We start from the raw sequence: 23,352 nt of genomic DNA on the forward strand, positions 1-23,352 counted from the left end.
AAGGGGAGACACAATGAATATTCCTATGAAGAAAACCGGCCTTGCCGCTCTTGCAGGCACCGCCGTTCTCGCAATCGCTTCTCCGGCCTTTGCTCAGGACGCTGGCGTTTCGGCCGAGACTCAATACATTCTGAACAGCTTTAGCTTCCTGTTCAGTGGCGCACTGGTCATGTGGATGGCAGCTGGCTTTGCCATGCTGGAATCCGGCCTGGTTCGGACGAAAAACGTTTCTACCATTCTGCTCAAGAACATCTCGCTCTTCGCGGTTGCAGGCATCATGTACTACCTTATCGGGTATAACCTGATGTACATGGATGTAACCGGCTGGATCGGTTCTATCAGCCTCTGGAGTGCTGATGATGCAGCTGCTCTTGCAGGTGATTTCTCGGGCGGTTATTCCGCAACATCTGACTGGTTCTTCCAGATGGTGTTTGTTGCAACCGCAGCGTCGATCGTTTCAGGTACTGTTGCTGAACGTATCAAACTGTGGCCGTTCATGATCTTCGTCGTTGTTTTGACCGGCGTTCTGTATCCGATCACCGGGTCCTGGACGTGGGGCGGCGGCTGGTTGGCCGAAATGGGCTTTGCTGACTTTGCTGGCTCGACCATTGTTCACTCGGTCGGCGGCTGGGCTGCTCTGACCGGTGCAATCATCCTTGGTGCACGTAAAGGCAAGTATGGCGCTGACGGATCGGTTCATCCGATGCCGGGCTCGAACCTGCCGCTTGCAACGCTTGGTACTTTCGTTCTGTGGCTCGGCTGGTTCGGCTTCAACGGTGGTTCCCAGCTTGCGATGGGCACGGGTGCTGATGTCATCGCGATTGCCAACATCTATGGCAACACCTCGATGGCGGCTGCTGGTGGTGTTGTTGCCGCAGCGATCCTGACCCAGATCCTTTACAAAAAGGTCGACCTTACCATGGCACTTAACGGTGCACTGGCTGGTCTGGTCTCGATCACGGCCGGTCCGGATACCCCGACCATCGGTTCGGCGATCATCATCGGCGCAATCGGCGGTGTTCTGGTTGTTGTTGCAGTTCCGCTGCTCGACAAACTGAAAATCGACGATGTCGTTGGCGCGGTTTCGGTTCACCTTGTTGCTGGTATCTGGGGCACGCTTGCTGTTCCGTTCACCAATGACGGTGCATCGTTCGGTGTTCAGCTGACCGGTATCGTTGCAATGGGTGCCTTCACCATCGTTGCCTCGAGCATCGTGTGGTTGATCCTGAAGTTCACCGTTGGCATCCGTCTTTCCGAAGAAGACGAAGCAATGGGCAGCGATGCTGCTGAGCTTGGCCTCGAAGCTTATCCGGAATTCGGTAAAGGTTCGCAGCGCTTCTAAGCGATACGATTTCCTGACGGGTACCGTGTTCGCACGGTACCCAGCCTGTCAGACCACTGACCCGCCCGGCGTCTTTCGCCCGGCGGGTCTTTTGTTTGTGTGCTGCCTTTTTGGGCAGCATTTTGATCACTGCAAAGGCAGAACCGGTTTTGAGCCAACCTGCCTCATCCGCCATTCCCCTGATCGAAAAAGCATCCTCACGCCTAGAAGAATATCGCCTGCACCCGGTTCAAATGCCTGTTGGCACAGAAATTGATCATGGCAGCCCGAACCAGAGTCCGACTGCCCCGGCAAGAACGGACCGAGAGGAAACGCTTTTTAATAAACGGGGGGATGCCTTATGGAGGCTTTCCAGACTGCCTCGGACGTGTTTTTCGTCCTGATGGGCGCCATTATGGTGCTTGCGATGCATGCCGGTTTTGCCTTCCTTGAAGTTGGCACCGTGCGCAAAAAGAACCAGGTCAACGCACTGGTTAAAATCATTGTCGATTTTGCGGTATCGACCATTGCCTATTTCTTTGTCGGGTATGGCGTTGCCTATGGGGTGAATTTCTTTGCCAGTGCAACCGTTCTTTCCGGCTCCGCCATGGTCGATGGACAGCATCTGTTTGCCTCAAGCGGCTATGACCTTGTTAAATTCTTCTTCCTGCTGACCTTTGCGGCGGCCATTCCGGCCATCATTTCAGGCGGCATTGCCGAACGCGCGCGGTTTTATCCCCAACTGTTCGCCACTGCCATTCTGGTCGGGGTTTTCTATCCATTGTTTGAAGGCATGGTCTGGAACAATAATTTCGGGTTTCAGGACCTGATCGAAGCCACCTTTGGCGCGCCGTTTCATGATTTTGCCGGATCAATTGTTGTCCATGCCGTGGGGGGCTGGATCGCACTTGGTGCGGTCATCTGCCTTGGTGTGCGGCGCGGACGCTATAGCAAAACCGGCAGTCTGATTGGGATTCCGCCATCCAACATCCCGTTCCTGGCCCTTGGGTCGTGGGTTTTGTGTGTTGGCTGGTTTGGCTTTAACGTCATGTCCGCCCAATCGGTTAGCGGCATCACCGGGCTTGTTGCGATTAATTCACTGATGGCAATGGTCGGCGGCATTTTAACCGCCCTGCTGGCCGGGCGAAATGATCCGGGCTTTGTCCATAACGGCGCACTGGCCGGACTGGTGGCAGTTTGCGCCGGATCGGACGTCATGCATCCGATTGGCGCCCTTGTTACCGGCGGGCTGGCCGGGGCTTTGTTTGTCTGGGGCTTTAACCAGTGTCAGGCGAAATGGAAAATTGATGACGTGCTTGGCGTCTGGCCGCTCCATGGGATGTGCGGTCTTTTGGGCGGCATTGCCTGTGGCGTCTTTGGCCTCGAAGCCCTTGGCGGTATGGGTGGCGTATCATTTGGCGCCCAGTTGGCGGGATCGCTGGCTGGTGTTGTTTTTGCCGTCATTTCCGGGTTTGCTGTCTATGGGATATTGAAGAAAACCATTGGCATTCGCCTGTCTGAAGAAGACGAATTTGATGGCGCAGATGTATCGATCCACAAGATCGGTGCGTATCCAGAGGATGACTTGCGCGCCAGCTAGTCGCAAACCTCCAAAGACATAACCATAAAATCAAAAGCCCGGAAAGCGCACCTTTCCGGGCTTTTTACGTTCAGACACGCCACTTCTTAAATCTTTCTTTGCACTTTTGGCATAGGGGTAGAGTGAGGGGAAATTGCCCATATTAAACCAACATGCATCCGCATCATGGCTTTCGCACTGATGCGCCACAGATCAAGCTGGAATGACGTCAACCATGTTTAACGAACGCCTCGATCAATTGCCTGCTTATCCATTCCCAAGATTGGCGGCCTTGCTTGACGGTATTGAACCGGGACAATCACCGTTGGTGATGTCAATCGGCGAGCCGCAGCACGAACCGCCGGCGATGATCACCGATGCGATGGTTAAACATGCAAACCTTTGGCACAAATACCCACCGGGTGCCGGTACGCCGGAACTGCGTGAGGCAATAAAAAACTGGCTTGATCGCCGGTATGATCTGCCCACCGACATGCTTGATCGTGATGACCATATCCTGCCCGTGGCGGGCACGCGTGAGGCGCTTTATCTGATTGCGACCACTGTCATCCCGCAGGACACACCCGGCCCCAAGCCCAAGGTCCTTTTGCCCAACCCGTTTTATCAGGTCTATTGCGGGGCTGCCGTACTTAATGACGCGGAAATGGTCCCGCTTGCAGCCGGTCCTGAAAATGGCTTTTTGCCCGATCTTGATCAGATCGATACCGAAACGTTAGACGCGTGCCGCCTGTTTTTCCTGTGTTCACCGGCCAATCCGCAAGGATCTATTGCCTCGCGTGATTACCTTGAACGCATCATTGCACTAGCCCGCAAACATGATTTCGTGCTGGCGATGGATGAATGTTATGCTGACATTTATGATCGATCCGCACCGGTAGGTGCGCTTGAAATCTGTGCAGCACAGGGTGGAAACATGGATAATGTCCTTGTGTTTCACAGCCTGTCGAAACGATCGAGCGCACCGGGATTACGATCAGGTTTCGTCGCAGGCGATCGCAAAATCGTCAAACGGTTCACCGCACTGCGCAGCTATTGTTCGGCCACCATCCCGATGCCGGTAATGGCCGCATCGGTCGATCTTTGGAACGATGACGCCCACGCGCGCGAAAACCGTGATCTATATCGGGCCAAAATTGACATTGCCGAGGAAATCTTTGGCAACCGGTTCGGGTTTTATCGTCCACCGGGGGGCTTTTTCCTGTGGCTTGATGTTGGCGATGACGAGGCCGCGACCAAGAAAATCTGGCGCGAAGCCGGGGTCAAAGTCATTCCGGGCAGTTATCTTTCGATCACCGATGCCAAGGGAAACAACCCGGGCAAACAGTTTATCCGCATCGCGCTGGTGCATGATTTGGCAACCACGCGCGACGGGCTGACACGCATTGCACAGGCACTGGAAAACTGACGTTACCCGTGCCGACATAACACCGACCAAATGATCGACGACACTATCGCGCAAGATACCGACCATAACCAGTTACGGACACCCAGATGAGCAGTCAGTCAAACATTCTTGGAACCGCCTTCATGCCCGGCAGTCTTGTGATGCTGTTGAAACGAAGCGGTTTGCGAATTTGCGGACTTGGGCTGGTCCTTTTGGCCATTACCCTGTTCATCATGCTGATCGGGTTCCATCCCGGTGATCCGTCGTTTAACCATGCCAGTGACCGGGCGACGCTATTTAATCCGCTGGGTATCGTCGGGGCGTATGGCGCGGACTTGATGTTGCGCACCCTTGGTTTGGCGTCCGCATTGCTCACTGTGCTGTTGCTGGGCTGGGGCATGCGGCTGATTGCGGTTAAACCGTTTAACTGGATGTGGGTACGCTTCCTTGTCTTGCCGCTGGCACTGTTGCTGGTGGCGACCTCCGCTGCTGCCATCGAACCGGGCATGCATTGGCCGTTAACAGTTGGCCTTGGCGGGTTTGCCGGTGATTTGCTGCTTTCGAAATTGCAAGCCGGCTTTGCCATGATCGGCATTCCCGGGGCGCGTGCGCTGATTGCCTTGGCCTCCATGGTGTTGGGCATGGTTTTGACCATCTTTTGCATGGCCTATTCGCTGTCTGACTGGGCGCGCCTTGGGGGTGTTCTTTCCTATGCCGCCGGTAAGGTCGTATCAGGCACCCGGGCCGCCATTCCGGGATCAACCAACGATGAACCGGGGACCAAACGCACGGCACGGTCGCGGCAGGAACCATCGATGGATAGTGGCAAAGGCAAAATGGGAACCTCCATTTCCACCCGCCGGTCCGAACCGCCCGCTGGTCACACCGGCGATGACGACGGATATGACGAGCTTGACGACGACGTAGATCACGAACCGCCGGTTCATATCGTCGCCGCACCGGCGGCAAAACTGCAACCCAGTGACAAGGCTTCCGCCCAGCGTCAGGCATCCTTTGACCTTGGATCAGAAGAATACCGTTTCCCGCCGCTTGATCTTTTGAGTGAGCCTGACCCGGCCGACGCCAACCAGATTGATCAGGAAGCACTGGCGCAAAACGCCCGTCTTCTGGAAACCGTGTTGCAGGACTTTGGCGTCAAGGGCGAAATCGTTCAGGTCCGCCCGGGCCCCGTTGTGACCCTCTATGAACTTGAACCTGCAGCCGGGGTGAAATCATCGCGCGTGATTGGCTTGGCCGATGATATTGCACGCTCCATGAGTGCGATTGCCGCCCGTGTTGCTGTGGTACCGGGTCGTAACGTTATCGGGATTGAATTACCAAATTCGCGGCGTGAAACCGTGCATTTGCACGAAATTCTGGCATCGAGTGATTTTGAAAAAAATACCGGCAAGCTTAATATGAGCTTGGGCAAGGATATTGGCGGAACCCCGGTGATTGCCGATCTTTCGAAAATGCCGCACTTGCTGATTGCCGGGACCACCGGCTCGGGTAAATCGGTTGGTGTGAACGCAATGATCCTGTCCTTGCTGTATCGCTTAAAACCCGAAGAATGCCGCTTCATCATGATCGATCCGAAAATGTTGGAGCTGTCGATTTATGACGGTATCCCGCATCTTCTGACCCCGGTTGTCACCGACCCGCACAAGGCGGTTGTCGCGCTTAAATGGGCGGTGCGCGAAATGGAAGACCGCTACCGCGCTATGAGCCAGGTCGGGGTGCGTAACATTGCCGGGTACAACAAACGCATCAAGGAAGCGGCGGCCAAGGGTGAACAGCTTACACGGCGGGTTCAAACCGGGTTCGACCCGGAAACCGGCAAGCCGATCTTTGAAGATCAGGAACTGCCGATGGAGCCGCTGCCGTTTATCGTCGTGATTGTCGATGAGATGGCCGATCTTATGCTGGTGGCGGGCAAGGATGTCGAAGCATCGATCCAGCGACTGGCGCAAATGGCCCGTGCGGCTGGCCTACATCTGATCATGGCGACACAGCGTCCGTCGGTTGACGTGATCACCGGCACGATCAAGGCCAACTTCCCGACCCGTATTTCCTATTCCGTAACGTCCAAGATCGATTCCCGTACCATTCTTGGTGAAATGGGCGCCGAGCAGCTTCTGGGTCAGGGCGATATGCTTTACATGGGCCAAGGCGGCCGTTTGCAGCGTGTCCATGGCCCGTTTGTATCGGACGAGGAAGTCGAAAGCATCGTCAAGCACCTGCGTGATCAGGGCGACCCGACCTATCTTGAAACCGTTACCGAAGAACCCGAAGAAGACCCGGTTGCCGCCTATATGGCAGGCGGCAATGCTGGTGCGGGGGGCGGAAATGGATCAGACGATGATCTGTACAATCAGGCGGTCGGGATTGTGCTTCGCGAGAAGAAAGCATCCACCAGCTTTATCCAGCGCAAACTGTCGATTGGCTATAACCGGGCCGCACGCATCATCGAACAGATGGAAGAAAACGGCGTCGTATCCGGTGCCAACCATGTTGGCAAACGCGAAGTGCTGATGGAAAATATGGATGGTTCGCCTTACGAGTATTAATCAGAGCACATCTTTGAACGGATGAACGAAAAGAAGGCGACAGATATGTCCGCCTTCTTGCGTTAATTGCGTTCCGTCTCAGCCACTTACCAGCAATGCGTTCTGGAATTCGTTGCTGCTGCGGCATTCAATTCCGGGTCGATCCAGTCACAGGATGCACCTTGTGTGCTGGCTGCAGCACTCATCTCCTGATCAATGTCTTCAGCCGCATTTACATTCTGCGCCAACAACACCCCACCATTGATCTTCCAATTGGCCATGACATCGCCGGTGGTATTTGCCATCACGTTCATATTTCTCATCCCTGAATTGCATAAGAAAGAACTTACTTTCCAATGAAAATATAACCGGACAGACAAGTCAATTGGGGAATACAGGGCGTCACGCGTGTGCGGCACGCACCATCCAAACAGATGTAGGAATACGGCGTGGTTTAGAGCACCACCATATCGATAAACACGAAGTGCTGATGGAAATATCGATGGTTCGCCTTACGAGCATTCAAGTCCGTGGCATTTGAGAGGGGTGGGCCATTGTCACGGCCCACCCCTTTTCAAAACGTCAGCTGGCGAAGTCGATGTCCGCACATGGCAAGTCTGCAAGACCACCGTCAGTCGACCCGGTTAGGAAGCTGCACACCTGAACTGATGCGATCCTTGCGCAGCACTGATTTCCAAAGCAGTTACCCGCTAACCGCACCGAAGTTGAGGCCCGAGGGACCCAGCAGAACTTTGGATTTCCGGATTAAACCCAGTCGGGCAGCTCGGACCACCGGTCGTGCTTGCCGCAGAGGCCAGATGCTGATCAGAACGCACAATGGGTGCGTTCATCGGATCTGTCAATGCGCCACCACTCGCCTGCCACGCACTTAATTTGTTCGCGACTCCTTGAACTGTGTTTTCCATACATATAACCCTTGATTTCTGTTTATTCAGAATAATAGCGCTTTGATTGAATATCAGGACACGAATCCTGTCAACTTGTGCCTTTATAAAACCCTGAAATTCAGCCAAATCATGCCAGTGTCAGTACAGGTCTGATTTCCCTTGGGGCGCCAATTTCAAGAAGCGCCTGTCCAATGCCCGGCAAACCTTGCATCAAGCCGGTCTGAAAGTCGCGGTCGCGCGTCATCATCCCGACAGCATCGCCGTGATCAAGCCGATTGATCCACGCAGATAAACGATGATTGAAATGATGCTCCAGATCATCGGCGCCACACCCGAGTTCCAACGCATATCGTAACATTGAAAACCGCCCGGCATGACCACAGCATAGATTATCACGTCCGCCGTCCTGTCTTGCCAGAACCGCTGCAATTGCCGTTTCAATTTCGTCGCGAATGGTCGGGTCATCCAGCACATCAAGGGCCGCCATCCGGGCAAATCCGATACCTGCTGCCCCGTGACACCATTGGACCGGATCACGAACCGGTTTTTCGCCGCGCAAATCGGGCCATCCATTTTCGACCGGATCAAACAGGCTGCGTTCAAACGCAAGACCACGTTTGGCCAAACTCAGAAATGCCTCATCACCGCAGGCCTGATAGAGTTTCAGAAGGGCCAAAACCGACTCGGCTGCGCCATGGGACATGCCTGCCAGCGCGCGATCCCCAATACCTGTCCATGCTGCCGGGTCTGCGGGAAGATGTTTTCCGCACATTATTGCCCGATCCAGCACGGCCTGATCGCCGGTGTCACGGTAAAGCGCCAGCAATCCCAGTATCGCCCCTGACACCCCGCTTATGACATCAAGTGCCTTGTCCGCATCAACAGCGACATCATCAATCCATTCGGACATGCGGACGGCTTCATCGCGCAATTCAGGTGCATCAAGCAAGTCGGCACAGCGTACCAACACATAAACAAGGCCGCCAAATCCCTCAAACCCACCGACTGACCCCAGCTGAGCTGTGGTCGCGCGCGGGGCTTCAAGTGCTGCCAAAGCCAGTGTTTTCCACTCCCCAGCCGGATCAATCGCATGGCATCCGGCCAAGAAAATGGCCACTCCGGCCGTGCCTTCATAAAACTGCTCGCCCATCGCGGTGACCTGAAGGGCTGCGCCATCCGGTGTGGCATCTGCGGTCATCCAGCACGCAGCGCCATCACACAGGATCGCCTGATTGGCAACATATCGTGCGATGGACAGTGCTGATTGGCGGGCGGCGGCCGCGATATCGTTGCAAAGGGGCGTATCTGCCCATGGTCTGTGCGGCGGCAGGTCAGTAAACCGCGTTGAAAGAACAAACTGACGAATGATTGCACAATCATATTCCAGATTGGCTTTTAGGTCAGCGAGGCGATCACGAAGGTTGGGTAACACGGCCGACGCGGTAAAATCGGTGGAAACAAGCATGCCATCGGCCCACACACCATCCTGATCAGTCTTGCCGCTAAAAAGTGGCACGTCCATTCTGGTTAATGCTGTGCGTTCGTGGGCAAGAATACCCCAACCCGGATAGTCATCAATATCCCAACGCGCACGACGTGCGAGTCTTTCGAAATGCAGGCTCCAGACAAAACCATCCTGCTGATTTTGCGGCGTACGGATGGTGTATTCGAGTTCCTGATAATAGGCGGTTGGGCGCAACACATGGCGAATGCGCACATCCTTAAATCCACCAAGCGGCCCGTCTTTGGCAAGGAACGCAGCGCTGTTATCAGACAGGAAATTAATGGTGTCGCAGAACCCGTCGATAATCTCTGTAACGTGATCAGCCGCATCGGCTGGTTGCCCACCAAAGGTAATGCCCAAGCCGGCAAGTGGCTTTTCCTCTGTGACGGTTTCAAAGACCATATTGCCCTGATTAATGTTCATTAACCGGACATCGCGCACCGGCTTTGGCACGGATGAGGCAAGCCCCCCGTCATCAACCCAATGCCCGGCAATGTTTTTACGTTGCGCCAGCAGCCCCACAGCAATCACGCCTTTGCCAAAGCTATGGGTCGCAAGCTCCTTTGCATGCAGCGCCGGAGTTCCGCCCGGCAGATGACGCAATTCCGGCTGAAACAGTGTTTCCAGATCAATGACCACAGGGCGCCCATCTGCAATCACGACGTTTTCATGATGCATGTCACTGCCCTTCAGACAGTAAAGCAGCGCAAGCAACTGACCAGATGCGCGATAGAAAACTGACGCCCGGTCCGATGACAGGGCTGCGTCATGGTCGACATAGGCCATCCAGCCATAATCTGGCAGGCACCAGGTTTGCACAGCACCAAGCCGGATGTCCGAGCCGTTATTGACCAACCAGTCCGACAGGCACTTCCAGGCCTGCTCTGCACCGATTGGGCGCGGCTTATACACAAGCTTGGCCCCTGTATCGAATTCAAGGATCAGGACTGAGCGCCCATGATCGTGAGAATCTGAAATCCCGCCGGTAATCGCCCGAACAGCTGTCACACCCCGAAGTTCCGGGAAATGGTCCCCAAACGCGGCCATATCACCCACCAAACGGTCAATAAACTCGCCTACTGTCGCAATCCACTGATCGACAATGGTTGCCAGCAGGCGGATCATGACAGGGCGGTTTGACACCAGATTGGCAAAGGGTCCGCTGCGCAGTGCAGATGTGAAGGCGTCATAGACTTCTGGCCCGGATGTGTCTTCCGGCTCGATACCAACGGCCTTACGAAACGACTCAAAGCTTTCATAAAGTGTGTGCGTATAAACCTTGGCCAAGCGCCGGATCAAAATACGATCAAGGTCGTGTCTTGCATCCGCACTCAGTAGGGCCGCATCAAAACCCTGAACCCTTGCCCGTGCAGCAACGACAACCGGCCAAATCAAATCTGCAAACGGCACGTGTGTCTGGATATCAGGGGGGGCAGTCCCCGGTGGCATCACCGCCACCAGATACAATCGCGTCAAACACCCAACGCGCGGTCGCAAGCCATTTCGGAGGTTCTTCCCCGGCACGGAGCACAACATCGCCAAGATACGGGGCAACGTCATTTGCCTTTAGACCGTCTCTGGCAAGACGTCGGGTAAACAGGTCAGCATCCCCGTTAGAAGCAAATTCACACCATTGCTGCAGAAATCGCTGATGAGTATCGGCAAGCTCAGATTCAGATGCAGAGTGTGCTTCATCTTTGCCAGAGTCAGGAACATATTTTCCAGAAAGACGCTCATCTATGGTGGCGGCCTTTGCCGCGATTGATGCCCAAAACGGACCGATATCCATCTGTTCCCCTTGACCTTTTGGCATATTAAAGCGCTGATAGTTAAAGCTAAGACCCTAATTGTGACCTTAAGCCAAGAGAAGTTTTGAGCAACATGCAACTTGTCGCCATCACGCGGGAAAACATCGCGCCCTATGTCGCGTTGCGCATGGAAATCGCCGACGAAGAAGGACGGCGGTACTACCAAACCATTGATCTGGCGACCGCCATTCTGACGCAAGGCAGTGACTATGTGCTTCAGGACGAAGACGGCAAGATGCAGGCGGCTGTCACAATCCGGCGTAAAGAAACCCGTGAGGACGGCCTTCTGGTGATGATGTCGGCCGAAGGCAAAGACAAAAAACCCGAAACAAATGCAAGCTTACTGCGCGCAGTTCTTGCGACGGAAAACACGAATATCGCCACGCGTGACACCCGTTACCACGTTTACAACCCGTCTGAAGTGACTTTGCCGCACACAGAAATGACAGAGATGGGGTTTGCCGAGATACCCGGAACCTATCGCTATAAGCGTGAACCCGGGCCACCCCGGTCCGGTGAATTCCCACATGCGGACCGGGCGGTTGAACGCGGATATAAAACACTTGTGATTGACGATTCTTATGTCGCTTCTGATCCGGAAATCTTTGAAAAGTTGGCGGACATCTATAACCGCGCCTTTTCAAATCGCGAAAGCGTTACCCCATCCACACCTGAGCGCATGCGCAAGAACTATGAAGCTGACGCCAATGATATCATCATCGCCAAACTCGGTGATGAAGTTACAAGCAGTATTACCCTCAGCTATCTGGGAGATTCCGTTCTTTCACCGCAATATACCTGCATGCGACGCCACTGGGGAACCGGGTCGGTTGACCTGATGTGTCGACATCTGGCCCAGTTGGTCGCAGACCGGTGGAACGTTCCGATTATTGGCTATGCCGAAGCAAGAAATGCCGCGTCGTGGAAGGCGCTTGAACGGTTCGGGCTAACGCGGGTTGAAGAACTCATGATCTGGGAACGCCGTATTCCGGCAGGCGAAGCATTTACGATATAGACCCGTACACATGAAAAAAGGCGGGCTGAAATTCAGCCCGCCTTTTTAAGTTCTGGTCCGATCAAGCGATCAGATCGACTGGTTGATCCAGTCAACAAGTGCGCTTTTCGGGAGTGCGCCGACTTTCATCGCTGCAACTTCGCCGCCCTTGAAGATCATCAGGGTAGGGATGCCGCGCACACCGTATTTTGCCGGGGTGTTCGGGTTTTCGTCGATATTCACCTTGGCGATCGTGAGCTTGCCGCCCAGTTCACCGGCGATTTCATCGAGATATGGCGCAATCTGCTTACACGGACCGCACCATTCTGCCCAGAAATCGACCAGAACCGGGTCGTTGGAACCCAGAACGTCGCTATCGAACGAACCGTCGGAAACTTTAATCGTGGTCATACTTTCAGTATCCTAGTTGTTACGAGGCTTGGGGTCGTCCCCCACACACCTCGATCCGCTGTATGAGGCCAAGGTAGGCAGCACTGACGCAAACGTCAAGCGCATTGGGCGATCTGCTGCGATGTCACCGGCGCAAAGCCAAGACTTCTGCAGAGTCGCAGCCTTTAGCCAAAATTCAGAACATGATCGGGAAGCTCAACCATCCACGGCCCGTTGGTCCAGAGGATAAAGCACCTGACATTCTTGCCCGGATACATCTGCCGCAAAGCCGCACGATAGATCGACATTTGACGGCGGTATGCCTTGGGCGTGCCCTCCACATCGCGCGGCGGCGGGCGGTTGGTTTTGTAATCGACAATCATGACCTCATCGTCGCACACCACAAGACGGTCAATCTGGGCGGAAACAACATCGCCACCCACAACACCGACCAACGGCACCTCGGCGCGCGAGCCTATGGCAAAGACCGGGGCAAAGTCGGGATTTTCAAAAATGCGAAGGGTTTCATCGGCAATTTCGCCCTGCTGATCGGGCTCAAGACCATGGACCGATTGCGCAAGGAACCGTGCGGCGGCTGCACGGCGGGCGTCCACTGGAAGGTCTGGCAACAATTCCAGAAGCTTGTGGATCAAAAGACCGCGTTTAAAGCTTTGGCCCTGATCACCGCCCAAGGGCGACTGGAAAACCTCGTCGTCTTCGATCATTTTACTGGGTGCCAGCGGCTTGGGCGGGAAGGTTTCAACCGGTGCCGTCGCACGGATCAAAGTTCGTGCACGGGGCTGTTCCTGCGCATCATTTTCCGCCACACGGTCTGGTTTGGGGGCCTGACTTTGATCGGTTTGCCATATCCAGCCTTCACCGGCCCAGCCCGACCCGGAATAAGCGCCAAGATCAATCTGTTCGGACTTGGCATAGCCTTCCATCGCCTGCTCACACAGATTGTACCAGCAATGATCCGGCGCCTTGCGGCGCCCCTGCCAGCCACAGATATAAAGCCGGTCTTCGGCGCGTGTCAGGGCGACATAGAGCAACCGGTTATATTCCTGATCGCGTTTCACCGCGATGGCATCGCGCAGCCGCGACACCACATCGGTTTCCAGTGCCACACGCGGCAACCAGAACATCAGATTACGGTCTTCCTGCCAAAACAGGTTCGGGGCCTGTGTCGGTACCTGCATGGTATCGGGCAGGAACACAATCGGCGCCTGTAGCCCCTTGGCCCCATGCACGGTCATAATGCGGACTTCATCGCGCCCGCTTTGTTCAAGGTCACGCTTGATTTCCGCATCGCCCGCCATCAACCAATGCAAGAACCCTTGCAAGGTCGGGGCATGATCGGCCTCATACCCCATGGCAAGGTTGAGGAACTCATCAATCGGGTCGTTGGCCTCAATCCCCAGCCGCCCGACCAGGCGCGCACGCACCCCACGGGCATCTTCGCCCCGCCCACCCAGCAATTCGGCAAACAGTTCAAACGGGCGTTCGTAATCGACCCGCCCCAGCCATTTGAACAAAAATCCATAAGCGCGTGCAAATGGTGAGTCGTCCTCAACAATGGCGGCCTTTTCACGCAGCGCATGCCAAAGGGTTCTGGGCCGGTTGTGGGCAATTTCAAACAACTGATCATCATCAAGCCCGATCAACGGACTTTTCAAAACTTCGGCCAGTGTCAGATCGTCCTCGGGCATCAGAAGGAACCGACCAAACGCCACCAAGTCCATTACCGCCAACTGATCGGTGATTTGCATACGGTCAACACCGGCCACCGGCACGTTCCGTTCCTTAAGCGCCTTAACCACTTCATCGACAAAGGCGGTCCGGCGGCGCACCAAAATCATGAAGTCACCGGCCCGCACCGGACGCCCGCGTGACGTCAGGATTTCGCCTTCATCAATCGCATGTCGAATGCGCCCGGCAATAACCCGGGCCAATCTGATTTCCGGGTCTTCAAGGCGCACAATCCGGGTGGGTGGCGTCCATGGGTCTTCAGGCGTGCGTTCTTCGGGTTCGACCGCAGGCCAAAGTTCAATCCGGCCGGCCTGCCCGACGCGAAACGGGCTGTGGGCGACATCATCGCCTTCATCGCCAACGCCCTGTTTGGCAACCGGCCCGGCAAAGACACGATCCACCGTGCCCAAAACCGCATCGGTGGACCGGAATGAGATGTTCATCGGCACTTCGCGCCATGCAGCTTCGATTTGCTGGGCCCGTTCGCGGAAATAGCGTCGCATTTCGGCGAATTTTTCCGGATCGGCCCGCTGGAAGCTGTAAATCGATTGTTTCGCATCCCCAACGGCAAAGATGGTGCGGGGTTTATCGGCATGACGCCCGGCATCGATAAAGAATTCTTCGGCCAGAATACGCACCACTTCCCATTGTTCGGGGTTGGTATCCTGCGCTTCGTCAATCAGGATGTGATCAAGGCCTTCGTCGAGTTTGAACAACACCCAGCCCGCCATGCCGGCCTGACGTTGCAGCAAACTCAGGCTGGTCAGGATCAAATCATCGTAATCAAGGCGGGCATGCAGGGCCTTTTTCGTCGCATAGCGGTCCAGCATCGCATTGCCAATGGTGATCAAGGCCGCCGTCGCCCCGGCCATCGCCGCAGCCTTACGCAGGCGATCAATTTCAATCAGCCGCGCGCCTTCGTGCTCAAGCGCATCAGCCCCCATCGGGTGGTTTTCCGCCGCCCCCTTGGTGATCAGTTTGGCACGCGGTTCCCCCGCAGCGGTAAAGAACACATTGCGATACTCACCAAATACCGAAAGCCGGTCTTCGACATTGGTTTTTTCCAAAAACTGCGCCAAGGCTGGCACACGTGCCTGATCGGTCTTGGTTCCGGCCTCAAGGGCGGCTAACCCACGCATCAAACCATCGCGGTCAAAGGCATCGTCTGACAGGGCCTTTCGCAAAATCGCGTCTTCGCTGACCCCGACCGGCACACCAAGGGCCGCATAGACCGCATCGCGCATGCGATCCGCCCCGCCAAGATTGGCCAGCATGCGTTTAAGACGGCCCCGTTCGCGGGCAAGCTCGCTCATGACCTCGCCAAAGGCACCTTCACGAACCTGTCCGGTCACAACCGAAAGCGCACCTGCCAAACCCTCATCGCGCCCGGTTCGGGCAAAGGCCAAGACTTCTTCCTGCACGGCGGCCATGGTTTCGGCGGCTGTTCGGTCATCCATGATTTCAAAATGCGGTGCGAGCCCAGCTTCAAGCGGAAAACGCCGCAACAGCGACTGGCAAAAGGCGTGAATGGTCTGAATTTTCATACCACCCGGCGCATCAAGAACCCGTGCGAACAATTGCCGCGCGCGCATGGTTTCGTCTGAGCTGGGGGGGGCTGCACCCGAAAGACTGGTCAGATCGTCATGAAGGGCGCGGTCCTCCATCGTGGCCCAATGCCCCAAACGCTCATTAACCCTGTTGGCCATTTCGGCCGCTGACGCCTTGGTAAAGGTCAGACATAAAATCCGATGGGGTTCGGTGCCAGAGAGCATCTGACGCAAAACCCGGTCTGAGAGAACCTTGGTCTTGCCCGCCCCGGCCGATGCCGACACCCAGACAGACGCACTTGGATCAGACGCGCTGCGTTGTAAGACATTGGGATCAGTTCCACGCATTTCGGTCATGACTTATCCTCAGGCACAGCCTTGATGTTAGCGCTAACATCGCCATCCTCGACATTCTCAACATCTTCGCTGCCCATCCATTCGCGCCGACGTGAAAGATGAACATAGTCGGAATATTTCGGCGCATGGTCAGGATGCGGCACGCTGAGATACGGTGTCGCCGGATCGGCAAAGGCCGCGGCCAAATCATTGACCCCATCGACCGCCTCATGTGCCAGTGCGGCGGGCGTGGTTTTCATGCGATTGGTATTGATCTCGACAATCTCGCCGGCTGGATCACCGCCGGAAAGCTTCCAAAACGCCATTGACGCCGGGGGACCCGCAGGCACATCGCCAAAGCCCCCCTTTTCGGCAATCGCGGCTTCAAGGGGTAATTGCGGCGCAAAGCCGTTTGCCACATCCCCCTGACTGGGCGGTGCGCCGGTTTTATAATCAATGATCGCAATGCCCCCATCGCGAAGCGCGTCAATCCGGTCGGCACGGGCATACACCTGAAACCCGCTTGGCGTATCAAGGGTACCTGATTGCTCGGTATAGGATTTACGCACATCGCCGCGCCGGGTGGCTTCGGTCTGGATGAACCATTTGGCAATCCGTTCGAACCGCGGCCACCAGAACGCCCAAAGCCCCGGTCGGGCGGCCAGGGGTTTGAATACGTCGCGGCCAATGATCAGCAGTTCCTGTTCACCGTCGGGCGGTAAATGATCGGGATGGCGCGCGATGAATTGATCAAGGGCGTCATGGATCAGATTGCCATAATCGGCGGCACCGGGGTCTTCGTCCACACCGTCAAGCTTGCGCAGCCCCAAAATATGCCGCGCATAGATCGCATAGGGATCACGCATCCATGTTTCGATCTGGGTGACGGACAAACGTTGCGGGCGGGCCGACACCGGCGGTTTGGGGGCCGGGCGACCAATTTTACGGCGCATCTCGTCGGCGGGTTCATCAAGTGTTTCGGCCAGTGCGCGCCATTCGGCGGCATCGGCGGTTTCCATGGAAACACCGGATTTCCGCAGAATGTTTTCAATGCGTAACAACCACCGCGATGGCACGGTTGGTGTGCCTTCAACACGCAAAGCACGCGTCATCACGACATTGGGCGAACAAAAAAGCTGCTGAAAATCATGGGCCGATTGCCCGACCCGGTGTTCGGGGGCAGGCAGGCCGAATTTTTGGCGCATCGGGCGACTCATCCATGGGTCGGCCCCGGCTTCGGGGGGCCAGACGCCTTCGTTCAGACCGCCAAGGATTGTCAAATCGGCTTGCTGCATCTGGGCTTCGACCGTGCCCCAGATAAACAGGCGCGGATGTTTGCCATAACGCGGGCGCACCGCCCGGTCCGCCATCAGCGCATCCAAAAATGCGCCATATCGGTTGCCTGGCATGGCCACGAACTCGCCAAGGGCATTGAGCAATTCATGGACGAAATCGGCCAAGGCCTCGCCCGCCTCCCCGCGCCACAGGCGATCCGCACCGGGTTGGGTATCACTGGCGGCCAGGGCTTCGGCGGCCATGATGTGGCTGCGCAAGGCACCGACTGGCGACAGCGTTTTATCGGCATTCAAATCGGCAAGCGGGGTGAGGCATTCCGCACAGCGTGCCACCAGATCGCTCAACCGCGCATGATCATCGCGGGTGCGTTCAATCCGGGCATGGGCATGTTCCGAACCACTGTTTTTCATCCGTTCAATGAACTCGTCGCGCCAGCCATCAAGGGCCGTTTGCAACCCATCCAGCCCCGGCCCCGGGCGCGCCCCGCGCAAGACATGCTGTTCAAGCAAACGGGTCAACACACGAAAGGTTTCAGGCGGAAGCCCCGCCGCCGACAACGGATGTTTCAGCAATTCAAGCAACGGTACAGGCGCGAATTCTTCCTGTACCGCGCGTACCACCAGACGCAGATAAATCGCCGGTGCGGTGTCATGAAGCGGGATCCCCGCCGAGTCATCAATTTCAACTTCCCAGCGGCGAAGTTCAGTTGCCACACGCCGCGCAAGGCCACGGTCCGGGGTCACCAGCGCACAGGTCATGGCGGGATTTTCAAGGGCGTCGCGCATCATCAGCGCAATGGTGGTGGCTTCTTCGCGCGCACCCGAACAATCCACCCGCAGTACGCCGCCCAAAACGTCTGGGGCGAACCCGGTAATGTGACGCCAATGATGGGTGGTTTTGGCCGGGCGCAGGGCTTCGCGCGCCAAACGGCGGCGTTCAATCGTGACATTACTGTCGCCCCCCAACGCAGGCCAGGGCAAAACACTATCCGCACTGCGCCCGATATGGCGCAATGTCTTGTCCAAAAGATGCTGGGGATGGGCCGCGTCATCTTGAATGGCGGTCCAGTCTTCATGGCTAACCCCCGACATCAGGCCGGGCAAAACCACGCGCCCCTTGGGCATGGCAAGAACCGCCGCCATCAAATCGCGCAAGGCCGGGAACGGCCCGGTGGAGCCGACAATCAGAACCGGTGTTTGCGGAATATTGTCCTGCCACAGTTCAATCTGTGCCTTGATCAGCGCATTACGCCGCATCGCCCGGTCGCTGACGTCCTGAGTTGCCAGAATACCCGGCCAATGCAGGGTCAGGATTTGCAGGAATTCTAACGTCAGTTGCCAATGTTCGGCGAATTCCTCGGGGACTAGACCTTTGAGATCATCAAACTGGCAGTTTTCCGTTTGAACCTGATCAAGAAACCGGGCCAGTTCCCCGGCCAGACGGGCGGCCTGATCGGCGGTTGGTTTTTCACCGCGATGATCCGACCGGGTCATGATCAGGCGGGTCAGCAGCAATTTGCGTTGCAAATCCGGGATGGCTGGCGGCAGATCAAGGGCAGCCTGTTGCCCGCCCGCACCATAAACCGCCAGTTCATCCTCGTCCGCCTCGCCGAGTGGGCGAATGGTCGGCAATAACGTCACCGCCCCGCCCGACTGGCGTAAAAACGCATCGCGCATCACCTTGGCCGACCGGCGATTGGGCACCATCAAAACGTAATCGGGCAGTGCATCGGGCTGATCGGCGGTTTCGGCCATCAGCTGTTTGGCAATCAGGTCGGCAAAGGCCTCGCCCGGCGGGATAAAAAACAGATTTTCGGGGTTCGCCATGTCCTGGGCGAAGGCATCAGATGCGTCCATATAATCAAACAGGTCGGCCATTATAGCTCCCCGACTGTTGCCTGTTTGGCCCGTTCATCTTCCAATGCACCCGCAATGATCGGTTCGGCCTCGGCAAGTGCGTCTGGCGTACCGATATGGAAATGACGCCCGTCATGCACCAGACCATAGCATCGTCCAGCCGCAAGGGCCTTGTCATAAACCACATTCAGCGAAAAGGACCCATCAGGCGTATTTTCAAACAAACGCGGCGATAAAACCTGCACACCGGTAAAGAAATAGGGTGCGGACGGCGCGTCCCCACGTCGTTTTAACCGTCCGTCAACCTGCCAGAAGAAATCGCCCGCCCCGTCATAACCAAACGCCCCCGACACGGGATAAAGCGCCAGCAACGCATCCATATGTTCGGGATCAAAAGCCGCCATCAACCGATCAAAAAGCGGTTCGGCCCCTTCGGTCCAGAACACATCGGCATTGGCAACCAGCACCACATCACGATCAAGCATCGGCAGGGCCTTTTTCACCCCGCCACCGGTTTCCAACAAATCGGATTCCGGCGATGTCAGAACCTTGGGCGCGCTGCGCATTCCGACATGATCAACAATCATCTGTCCCAAGTAGTGGCTGTTGACCACCGCCTGATCGAACCCGGCATCGGCCAATTTGTCGAGCACATGATCAAGCATCGGTTTGCCCGCAACCGGCACAAGTGGCTTTGGCATCGTATCGGTAATCGGGCGCATGCGTTTGCCAAGACCGGCCGCCAGTACCATCGCCTGTGCTTTCTGTGTGCTGCCGGTCATTGAGGCGCCTTTTTGTTTGAATGCGTTGGGCTCGGGCTAATGTTCGGGGCCTTGCGGGCATCATAAGGAATGTGGGTTTCCACCCAGTGATGCAAGGCAGGCAACCCATCGACCGCCCCGCGTAGAATAAGATCCCAGCAGCGCGGGATAAAATCGAAATAGCGCGTTTTTCCGGCCTTGATCGCAAGCCAGCCAAACCGGCCCAATATGCGGAAATTGCGCACCATCGAATTGGCAACATAGGCCGTTTCGAAATCGGAATGATCAAGATTTGGGAAGGCCGCCAGATAGAACTGCTTCATCCGGCTTTCCAGATCCGGGCTGATGTCGTGGCGCACATCGCGCAACAGCGACGCCAGATCATAGGGACGTGGGGCAATGGCGGCGTCCTGAAAATCAATGATCCCGCAATCATCCCCGCCATCGCCGTTCTCGACCAGCATCAGGTTATCGACATGATAATCGCGGTGAATGATCGCATCCCCAACCCGCCAGCACAGCGGCAAAACATCATCAAGCAACCGATCAAAATCGACCATCGCAGCATCACGCTTCTGCGCATCTGGGATGATCAATGGCAGATAATCGGTTTTGAAACTGGTCAGCATGCGCCGGAAATTGTCGGGCCCATAGGTCACCAATCCGCAATCGGCCACTGCGCCAGCATCACAAAACCGATGCAGCCCAATCAGCTGATCCACCGCACGCAGATAAAGCCCGTCCTGCCCGACCCCATCCATCATCCCGCCCGACTGAAGCGCACGGGTAAAGGTGACATCACCAAAATCTTCGATCAGGACAAGCCCGCGTTTCACATCAGACGCATGGATTTTTGGCACCCGCCATCCGGCGCGTTCAAACAAGGCCGTCGTCTGTAACACCGGCTCAACCGATGCCGGACGTTCCGGGTTTTCGTAAATGCCGTGTGGGTCAACATGGATCGCACTGGGCGGAAAATCCATCAAAAGGGCGGTGTCATGTTTGCGTTCAAGCCGAAAATATTTCCTCGCTGACGCGTCATCGACCAAGGGCATGACCTGTGCCGTCTGCCAACCACAAGCGCCCAGAAAATCCTGACGATCTGCGTTGCGCCGCCCCTGTTCGACTGTCGTGCCCGTCATTGGGTTTTCCCCGTCATATTGGCAATCCGCGATTCCCAATCTGCGCCATGGGGTTCAAGCACAAACACGCGCGCATCCTCGTTCGGTCCGGGTTCGATATGAATATCCAGCCGGTTTTGCGGGGTCAGATAATCCAACCGGTCAGGCCATTCGATCAGGCTGACCGCATCGGCAAAGGCATCTTCGATATCAAGCTCATGGACTTCTTCCGCGTCAGACAAACGATAAAGATCAAAATGCCAAACCGGCAGGGGATCAAACTCGTAAACCTGCACCAGCGTAAAGGTCGGACTTGGGACTTCTTCATCCGGGTTCCCGGCCACTGCGCGCACAAAGGCCCGGCAAAACGCGCTTTTTCCCATGCCCAATGTGCCATGCATCAGGATCACATCCCCCGCCTTGGCGATGGATGCAAGCTGCGCGGCAAGGGCTTCGGTCCCGTTTTGATCACTGACAGCGACTGTCTTGCTCATGATGTCCGTTTATCGATTGGCAAATGGATGTTGTATGGTCCCCTTTTGTAGGGGGTGAAGCCGCCCGTTCGCAATGATTTTACGACGTGGCGATAAAGGTCACATCAAAACCGGGCAGTGGCGGCAAATTTGGCCGGTTTACATTGCGATATTCTGCCCCAAATGCTATTTCGCCCATATTCGTTTTCCCGCTGATCGCCGGGCTCAGGGTCTGGACCGAGCCCCAAATTCGATATTATTTGGATGGAATAAACATGTCAGACGCCTCAACCAGCACAGATATTGCTATTATTGGCGCAGGCCCGGTTGGGCTTTTTGCGGTTTTCGAAGCCGGTATGCTGGGGCTTAAATCCCATGTGATTGATGCGCTTGGAATGGTCGGCGGCCAGTGCAGCGCGCTGTATCCTGAAAAACCGATCTTTGATATTCCGGCCCACCCGCAGATCGCCGGTCAGGACCTGATTGATCAGCTTGCCAAGCAGGCTGCTCCGTTTGAGCCGACGTACCATTTGGGTCAGCAGGTCACCAAACTTGAAAAACGTGATGATGGCCGCTTTACGCTGACCACCAGCACCGGCAAGGTAATTGACGCTGGTGCGGTTGTCATTGCGGCAGGCTGTGGTGCCTTTGGCCCGAACAAGCCGCCGATGGATGGTCTTGACGATTACGAGGATTCCGGCGGGGTTCAATATTACGTCAAACGCCGGGCTGATTTTGCGGGCAAAAAGGTTGTGATTGCCGGTGGCGGGGATTCGGCGGTTGATTGGGCATTGTCGCTGCATGATGTTGCCGAAAAGGTCATGGTGGTCCACCGTCGCCCGAAATTCCGTGCCGCCCCGGACAGCAGTGCAAAACTTCAAGCATTGGCCGAAGCCGGGAAGATCGAGATGGTCATCCCCTATCAACTCAAGGGCCTTCGCGGTGAAAACGGTGTGCTGTCGCACGTGGTTGTCGCAACGCTTAAGGGCGAAGAACGCGAACTTGAAGCCGATCACCTTTTGCCGTTCTTTGGCCTTGCCATGGAACTTGGCCCGATTGCCGACTGGGGCCTGAATGTCGATAAAAACCATATCGGTGTGACACAGGCGACCATGGAAACCTCGGTTCCGGGCATCTTTGCCATTGGCGATATCGCCCATTACGAGCATAAATTAAAACTGATCCTGTCGGGCTTTGCCGAAGGGGCAAGTGCGATCCATGCCGCGCGCAGCTACCTGTTCCCGGACAAGGAATTCCACTTCGAATATTCGACCACCACAGGTGTTCCGAACGAATAACCCAAAGGCATTTCAGGAAAGCGCACCATGACCACAAATACCCCGATCCATGTTGGTGGCTGTCTTTGTGGCGCGGTGCGCTTTTCTGCATCTGGCGACCCGGTTGGTGCCAACCACTGCCATTGTGGCATGTGCCGCAAGGATAGTGGATCGGGTGTTTCCACCTTTGTCAGCTTTCGGACCGATGCCGTCACATGGGACGGCACACCGACCGATTACGAAAGCACACCGGGTAAATATCGCGGATTTTGCCCCAAATGCGGGTCCAGCCTGACATGGTGGAGCCGCGAAAGTGCTGACACCATAGATCTGCGCCTTGGCAGCTTTGATGACCCGACCCCTTTTAAGGCGAAAAAACATCTTTGGGTCAGCACAGCCCTGCCCGAATTTTCCGGACTTGATCCCGACATCGATCATTTCGATCAGGGCAGCTAAAACATCCCCTGCTTAAACCTGACCT

Annotated in this window: 16 protein-coding genes; 7 read left to right on the forward strand and 9 right to left on the reverse strand. The window is 56.0% G+C overall.

Translation table 11 applies throughout. From position 1 onward, the window contains the following. Positions 1-13 precede the first annotated feature (13 nt). The 4 genes from K355_RS0113665 to K355_RS0113680 all read left to right on the forward strand — a co-directional run bounded on the left by K355_RS0113665 (position 14) and on the right by K355_RS0113680 (position 6,872). A complete protein-coding gene (locus K355_RS0113665) occupies positions 14-1,342 on the forward strand; it encodes an ammonium transporter family protein (RefSeq protein ID WP_022732712.1) in 1,329 nt (442 codons plus the stop codon). A 340-nt stretch (positions 1,343-1,682) separates the two neighbouring features. Next, the gene (locus tag K355_RS0113670; RefSeq protein WP_022732713.1) at positions 1,683-2,921 is read left to right on the forward strand and encodes an ammonium transporter; all 1,239 of its coding nucleotides are present in this window, start codon (positions 1,683-1,685) and stop codon (positions 2,919-2,921) included. Positions 2,922-3,135: 214 nt separating this feature from the next. Continuing rightward, on the forward strand, positions 3,136-4,326 hold the full coding sequence (locus K355_RS0113675) for an aminotransferase class I/II-fold pyridoxal phosphate-dependent enzyme (protein WP_022732714.1): 1,191 nt from the start codon (positions 3,136-3,138) through the stop codon (positions 4,324-4,326). 86 nt (positions 4,327-4,412) lie between these two features. After that, the gene (locus K355_RS0113680; RefSeq protein ID WP_022732715.1) at positions 4,413-6,872 is read left to right on the forward strand and encodes a DNA translocase FtsK; all 2,460 of its coding nucleotides are present in this window, start codon (positions 4,413-4,415) and stop codon (positions 6,870-6,872) included. 86 nt (positions 6,873-6,958) lie between these two features. Here the strand turns inward: K355_RS0113680 and K355_RS0113685 are convergent, their stop codons facing one another. The 3 genes from K355_RS0113685 to K355_RS25675 all read right to left on the reverse strand — a co-directional run bounded on the left by K355_RS0113685 (position 6,959) and on the right by K355_RS25675 (position 11,052). Beyond that, a complete protein-coding gene (locus K355_RS0113685; RefSeq protein WP_022732716.1) occupies positions 6,959-7,165 on the reverse strand; it encodes a hypothetical protein in 207 nt (68 codons plus the stop codon). Positions 7,166-7,886: 721 nt separating this feature from the next. Then, a complete protein-coding gene (gene lanM / locus K355_RS0113690) occupies positions 7,887-10,712 on the reverse strand; it encodes a type 2 lanthipeptide synthetase LanM (protein WP_162142302.1) in 2,826 nt (941 codons plus the stop codon). Further along, a complete protein-coding gene (locus K355_RS25675; RefSeq protein WP_022732718.1) occupies positions 10,687-11,052 on the reverse strand; it encodes a hypothetical protein in 366 nt (121 codons plus the stop codon). The genes lanM and K355_RS25675 overlap by 26 nt, the downstream gene beginning before the upstream one ends. Before the next feature lie 83 nt (positions 11,053-11,135). On the opposite strand from K355_RS25675, the gene K355_RS0113700 reads away from it, so the two are divergent. Beyond that, on the forward strand, positions 11,136-12,086 hold the full coding sequence (locus K355_RS0113700) for a hypothetical protein (protein WP_147250372.1): 951 nt from the start codon (positions 11,136-11,138) through the stop codon (positions 12,084-12,086). Positions 12,087-12,155: 69 nt separating this feature from the next. On the opposite strand, the gene trxA is transcribed toward K355_RS0113700, so the two are convergent. The 6 genes from trxA to tsaE form a co-directional block, all read right to left on the reverse strand. Then, a complete protein-coding gene (trxA, locus tag K355_RS0113705; RefSeq protein WP_022732720.1) occupies positions 12,156-12,476 on the reverse strand; it encodes a thioredoxin TrxA in 321 nt (106 codons plus the stop codon). A 164-nt stretch (positions 12,477-12,640) separates the two neighbouring features. Beyond that, entirely contained in the window at positions 12,641-16,108 is a 3,468-nt protein-coding gene (addA, locus tag K355_RS0113710; RefSeq protein WP_022732721.1) for a double-strand break repair helicase AddA, read from the reverse strand. After that, complete coding sequence (gene addB / locus K355_RS24020; RefSeq protein ID WP_022732722.1) at positions 16,105-19,260, reverse strand: double-strand break repair protein AddB; 3,156 nt, start codon at positions 19,258-19,260, stop codon at positions 16,105-16,107. The genes addA and addB overlap by 4 nt, the downstream gene beginning before the upstream one ends. Beyond that, the gene (locus K355_RS0113720; protein WP_022732723.1) at positions 19,260-20,021 is read right to left on the reverse strand and encodes a nucleotidyltransferase family protein; all 762 of its coding nucleotides are present in this window, start codon (positions 20,019-20,021) and stop codon (positions 19,260-19,262) included. Before K355_RS0113720 ends, addB begins: the two co-directional genes overlap by 1 nt. Then, a complete protein-coding gene (locus K355_RS0113725) occupies positions 20,018-21,142 on the reverse strand; it encodes an aminoglycoside phosphotransferase family protein (RefSeq protein ID WP_022732724.1) in 1,125 nt (374 codons plus the stop codon). The genes K355_RS0113720 and K355_RS0113725 overlap by 4 nt, the downstream gene beginning before the upstream one ends. Next, a complete protein-coding gene (gene tsaE, locus K355_RS0113730) occupies positions 21,139-21,615 on the reverse strand; it encodes a tRNA (adenosine(37)-N6)-threonylcarbamoyltransferase complex ATPase subunit type 1 TsaE (RefSeq protein WP_022732725.1) in 477 nt (158 codons plus the stop codon). Before tsaE ends, K355_RS0113725 begins: the two co-directional genes overlap by 4 nt. A 254-nt stretch (positions 21,616-21,869) precedes the next feature. Between tsaE and K355_RS0113740 the strand changes: the two genes are divergently transcribed. Continuing rightward, positions 21,870-22,892: an NAD(P)/FAD-dependent oxidoreductase gene (locus tag K355_RS0113740; protein ID WP_022732727.1), complete on the forward strand. Its 1,023-nt coding sequence runs from the start codon at positions 21,870-21,872 to the stop codon at positions 22,890-22,892. A gap of 27 nt (positions 22,893-22,919) precedes the next feature. Beyond that, positions 22,920-23,327, forward strand: coding sequence for a GFA family protein (locus K355_RS0113745; protein WP_022732728.1), 408 nt, complete (start codon positions 22,920-22,922; stop codon positions 23,325-23,327). Positions 23,328-23,352: the final 25 nt, after the last annotated feature.

This window comes from Thalassospira lucentensis MCCC 1A00383 = DSM 14000, assembly GCF_000421265.1.
Classification (GTDB): Bacteria; Pseudomonadota; Alphaproteobacteria; order Rhodospirillales; family Thalassospiraceae; genus Thalassospira; species Thalassospira lucentensis.

Bases quoted from the DNA above. Each gene is read 5' to 3' on its own strand.
- K355_RS0113665 (WP_022732712.1), top strand. From the start codon at position 14: ATGAATATTCCTATGAAGAAAACCGGCCTTGCCGCTCTTGCAGGCACC.
- K355_RS0113670 (WP_022732713.1), top strand. From the start codon at position 1,683: ATGGAGGCTTTCCAGACTGCCTCGGACGTGTTTTTCGTCCTGATGGGC.
- K355_RS0113675 (WP_022732714.1), top strand. From the start codon at position 3,136: ATGTTTAACGAACGCCTCGATCAATTGCCTGCTTATCCATTCCCAAGA.
- K355_RS0113680 (WP_022732715.1), top strand. From the start codon at position 4,413: ATGAGCAGTCAGTCAAACATTCTTGGAACCGCCTTCATGCCCGGCAGT.
- K355_RS0113685 (WP_022732716.1), bottom strand. From the start codon at position 7,165: ATGAACGTGATGGCAAATACCACCGGCGATGTCATGGCCAATTGGAAG.
- lanM (WP_162142302.1), bottom strand. From the start codon at position 10,712: ATGCCACCGGGGACTGCCCCCCCTGATATCCAGACACACGTGCCGTTT.
- K355_RS25675 (WP_022732718.1), bottom strand. From the start codon at position 11,052: ATGGATATCGGTCCGTTTTGGGCATCAATCGCGGCAAAGGCCGCCACC.
- trxA (WP_022732720.1), bottom strand. From the start codon at position 12,476: ATGACCACGATTAAAGTTTCCGACGGTTCGTTCGATAGCGACGTTCTG.
- addA (WP_022732721.1), bottom strand. From the start codon at position 16,108: ATGACCGAAATGCGTGGAACTGATCCCAATGTCTTACAACGCAGCGCG.
- addB (WP_022732722.1), bottom strand. From the start codon at position 19,260: ATGGCCGACCTGTTTGATTATATGGACGCATCTGATGCCTTCGCCCAG.
- K355_RS0113720 (WP_022732723.1), bottom strand. From the start codon at position 20,021: ATGACCGGCAGCACACAGAAAGCACAGGCGATGGTACTGGCGGCCGGT.
- K355_RS0113725 (WP_022732724.1), bottom strand. From the start codon at position 21,142: ATGACGGGCACGACAGTCGAACAGGGGCGGCGCAACGCAGATCGTCAG.
- tsaE (WP_022732725.1), bottom strand. From the start codon at position 21,615: ATGAGCAAGACAGTCGCTGTCAGTGATCAAAACGGGACCGAAGCCCTT.
- K355_RS0113740 (WP_022732727.1), top strand. From the start codon at position 21,870: ATGTCAGACGCCTCAACCAGCACAGATATTGCTATTATTGGCGCAGGC.
- K355_RS0113745 (WP_022732728.1), top strand. From the start codon at position 22,920: ATGACCACAAATACCCCGATCCATGTTGGTGGCTGTCTTTGTGGCGCG.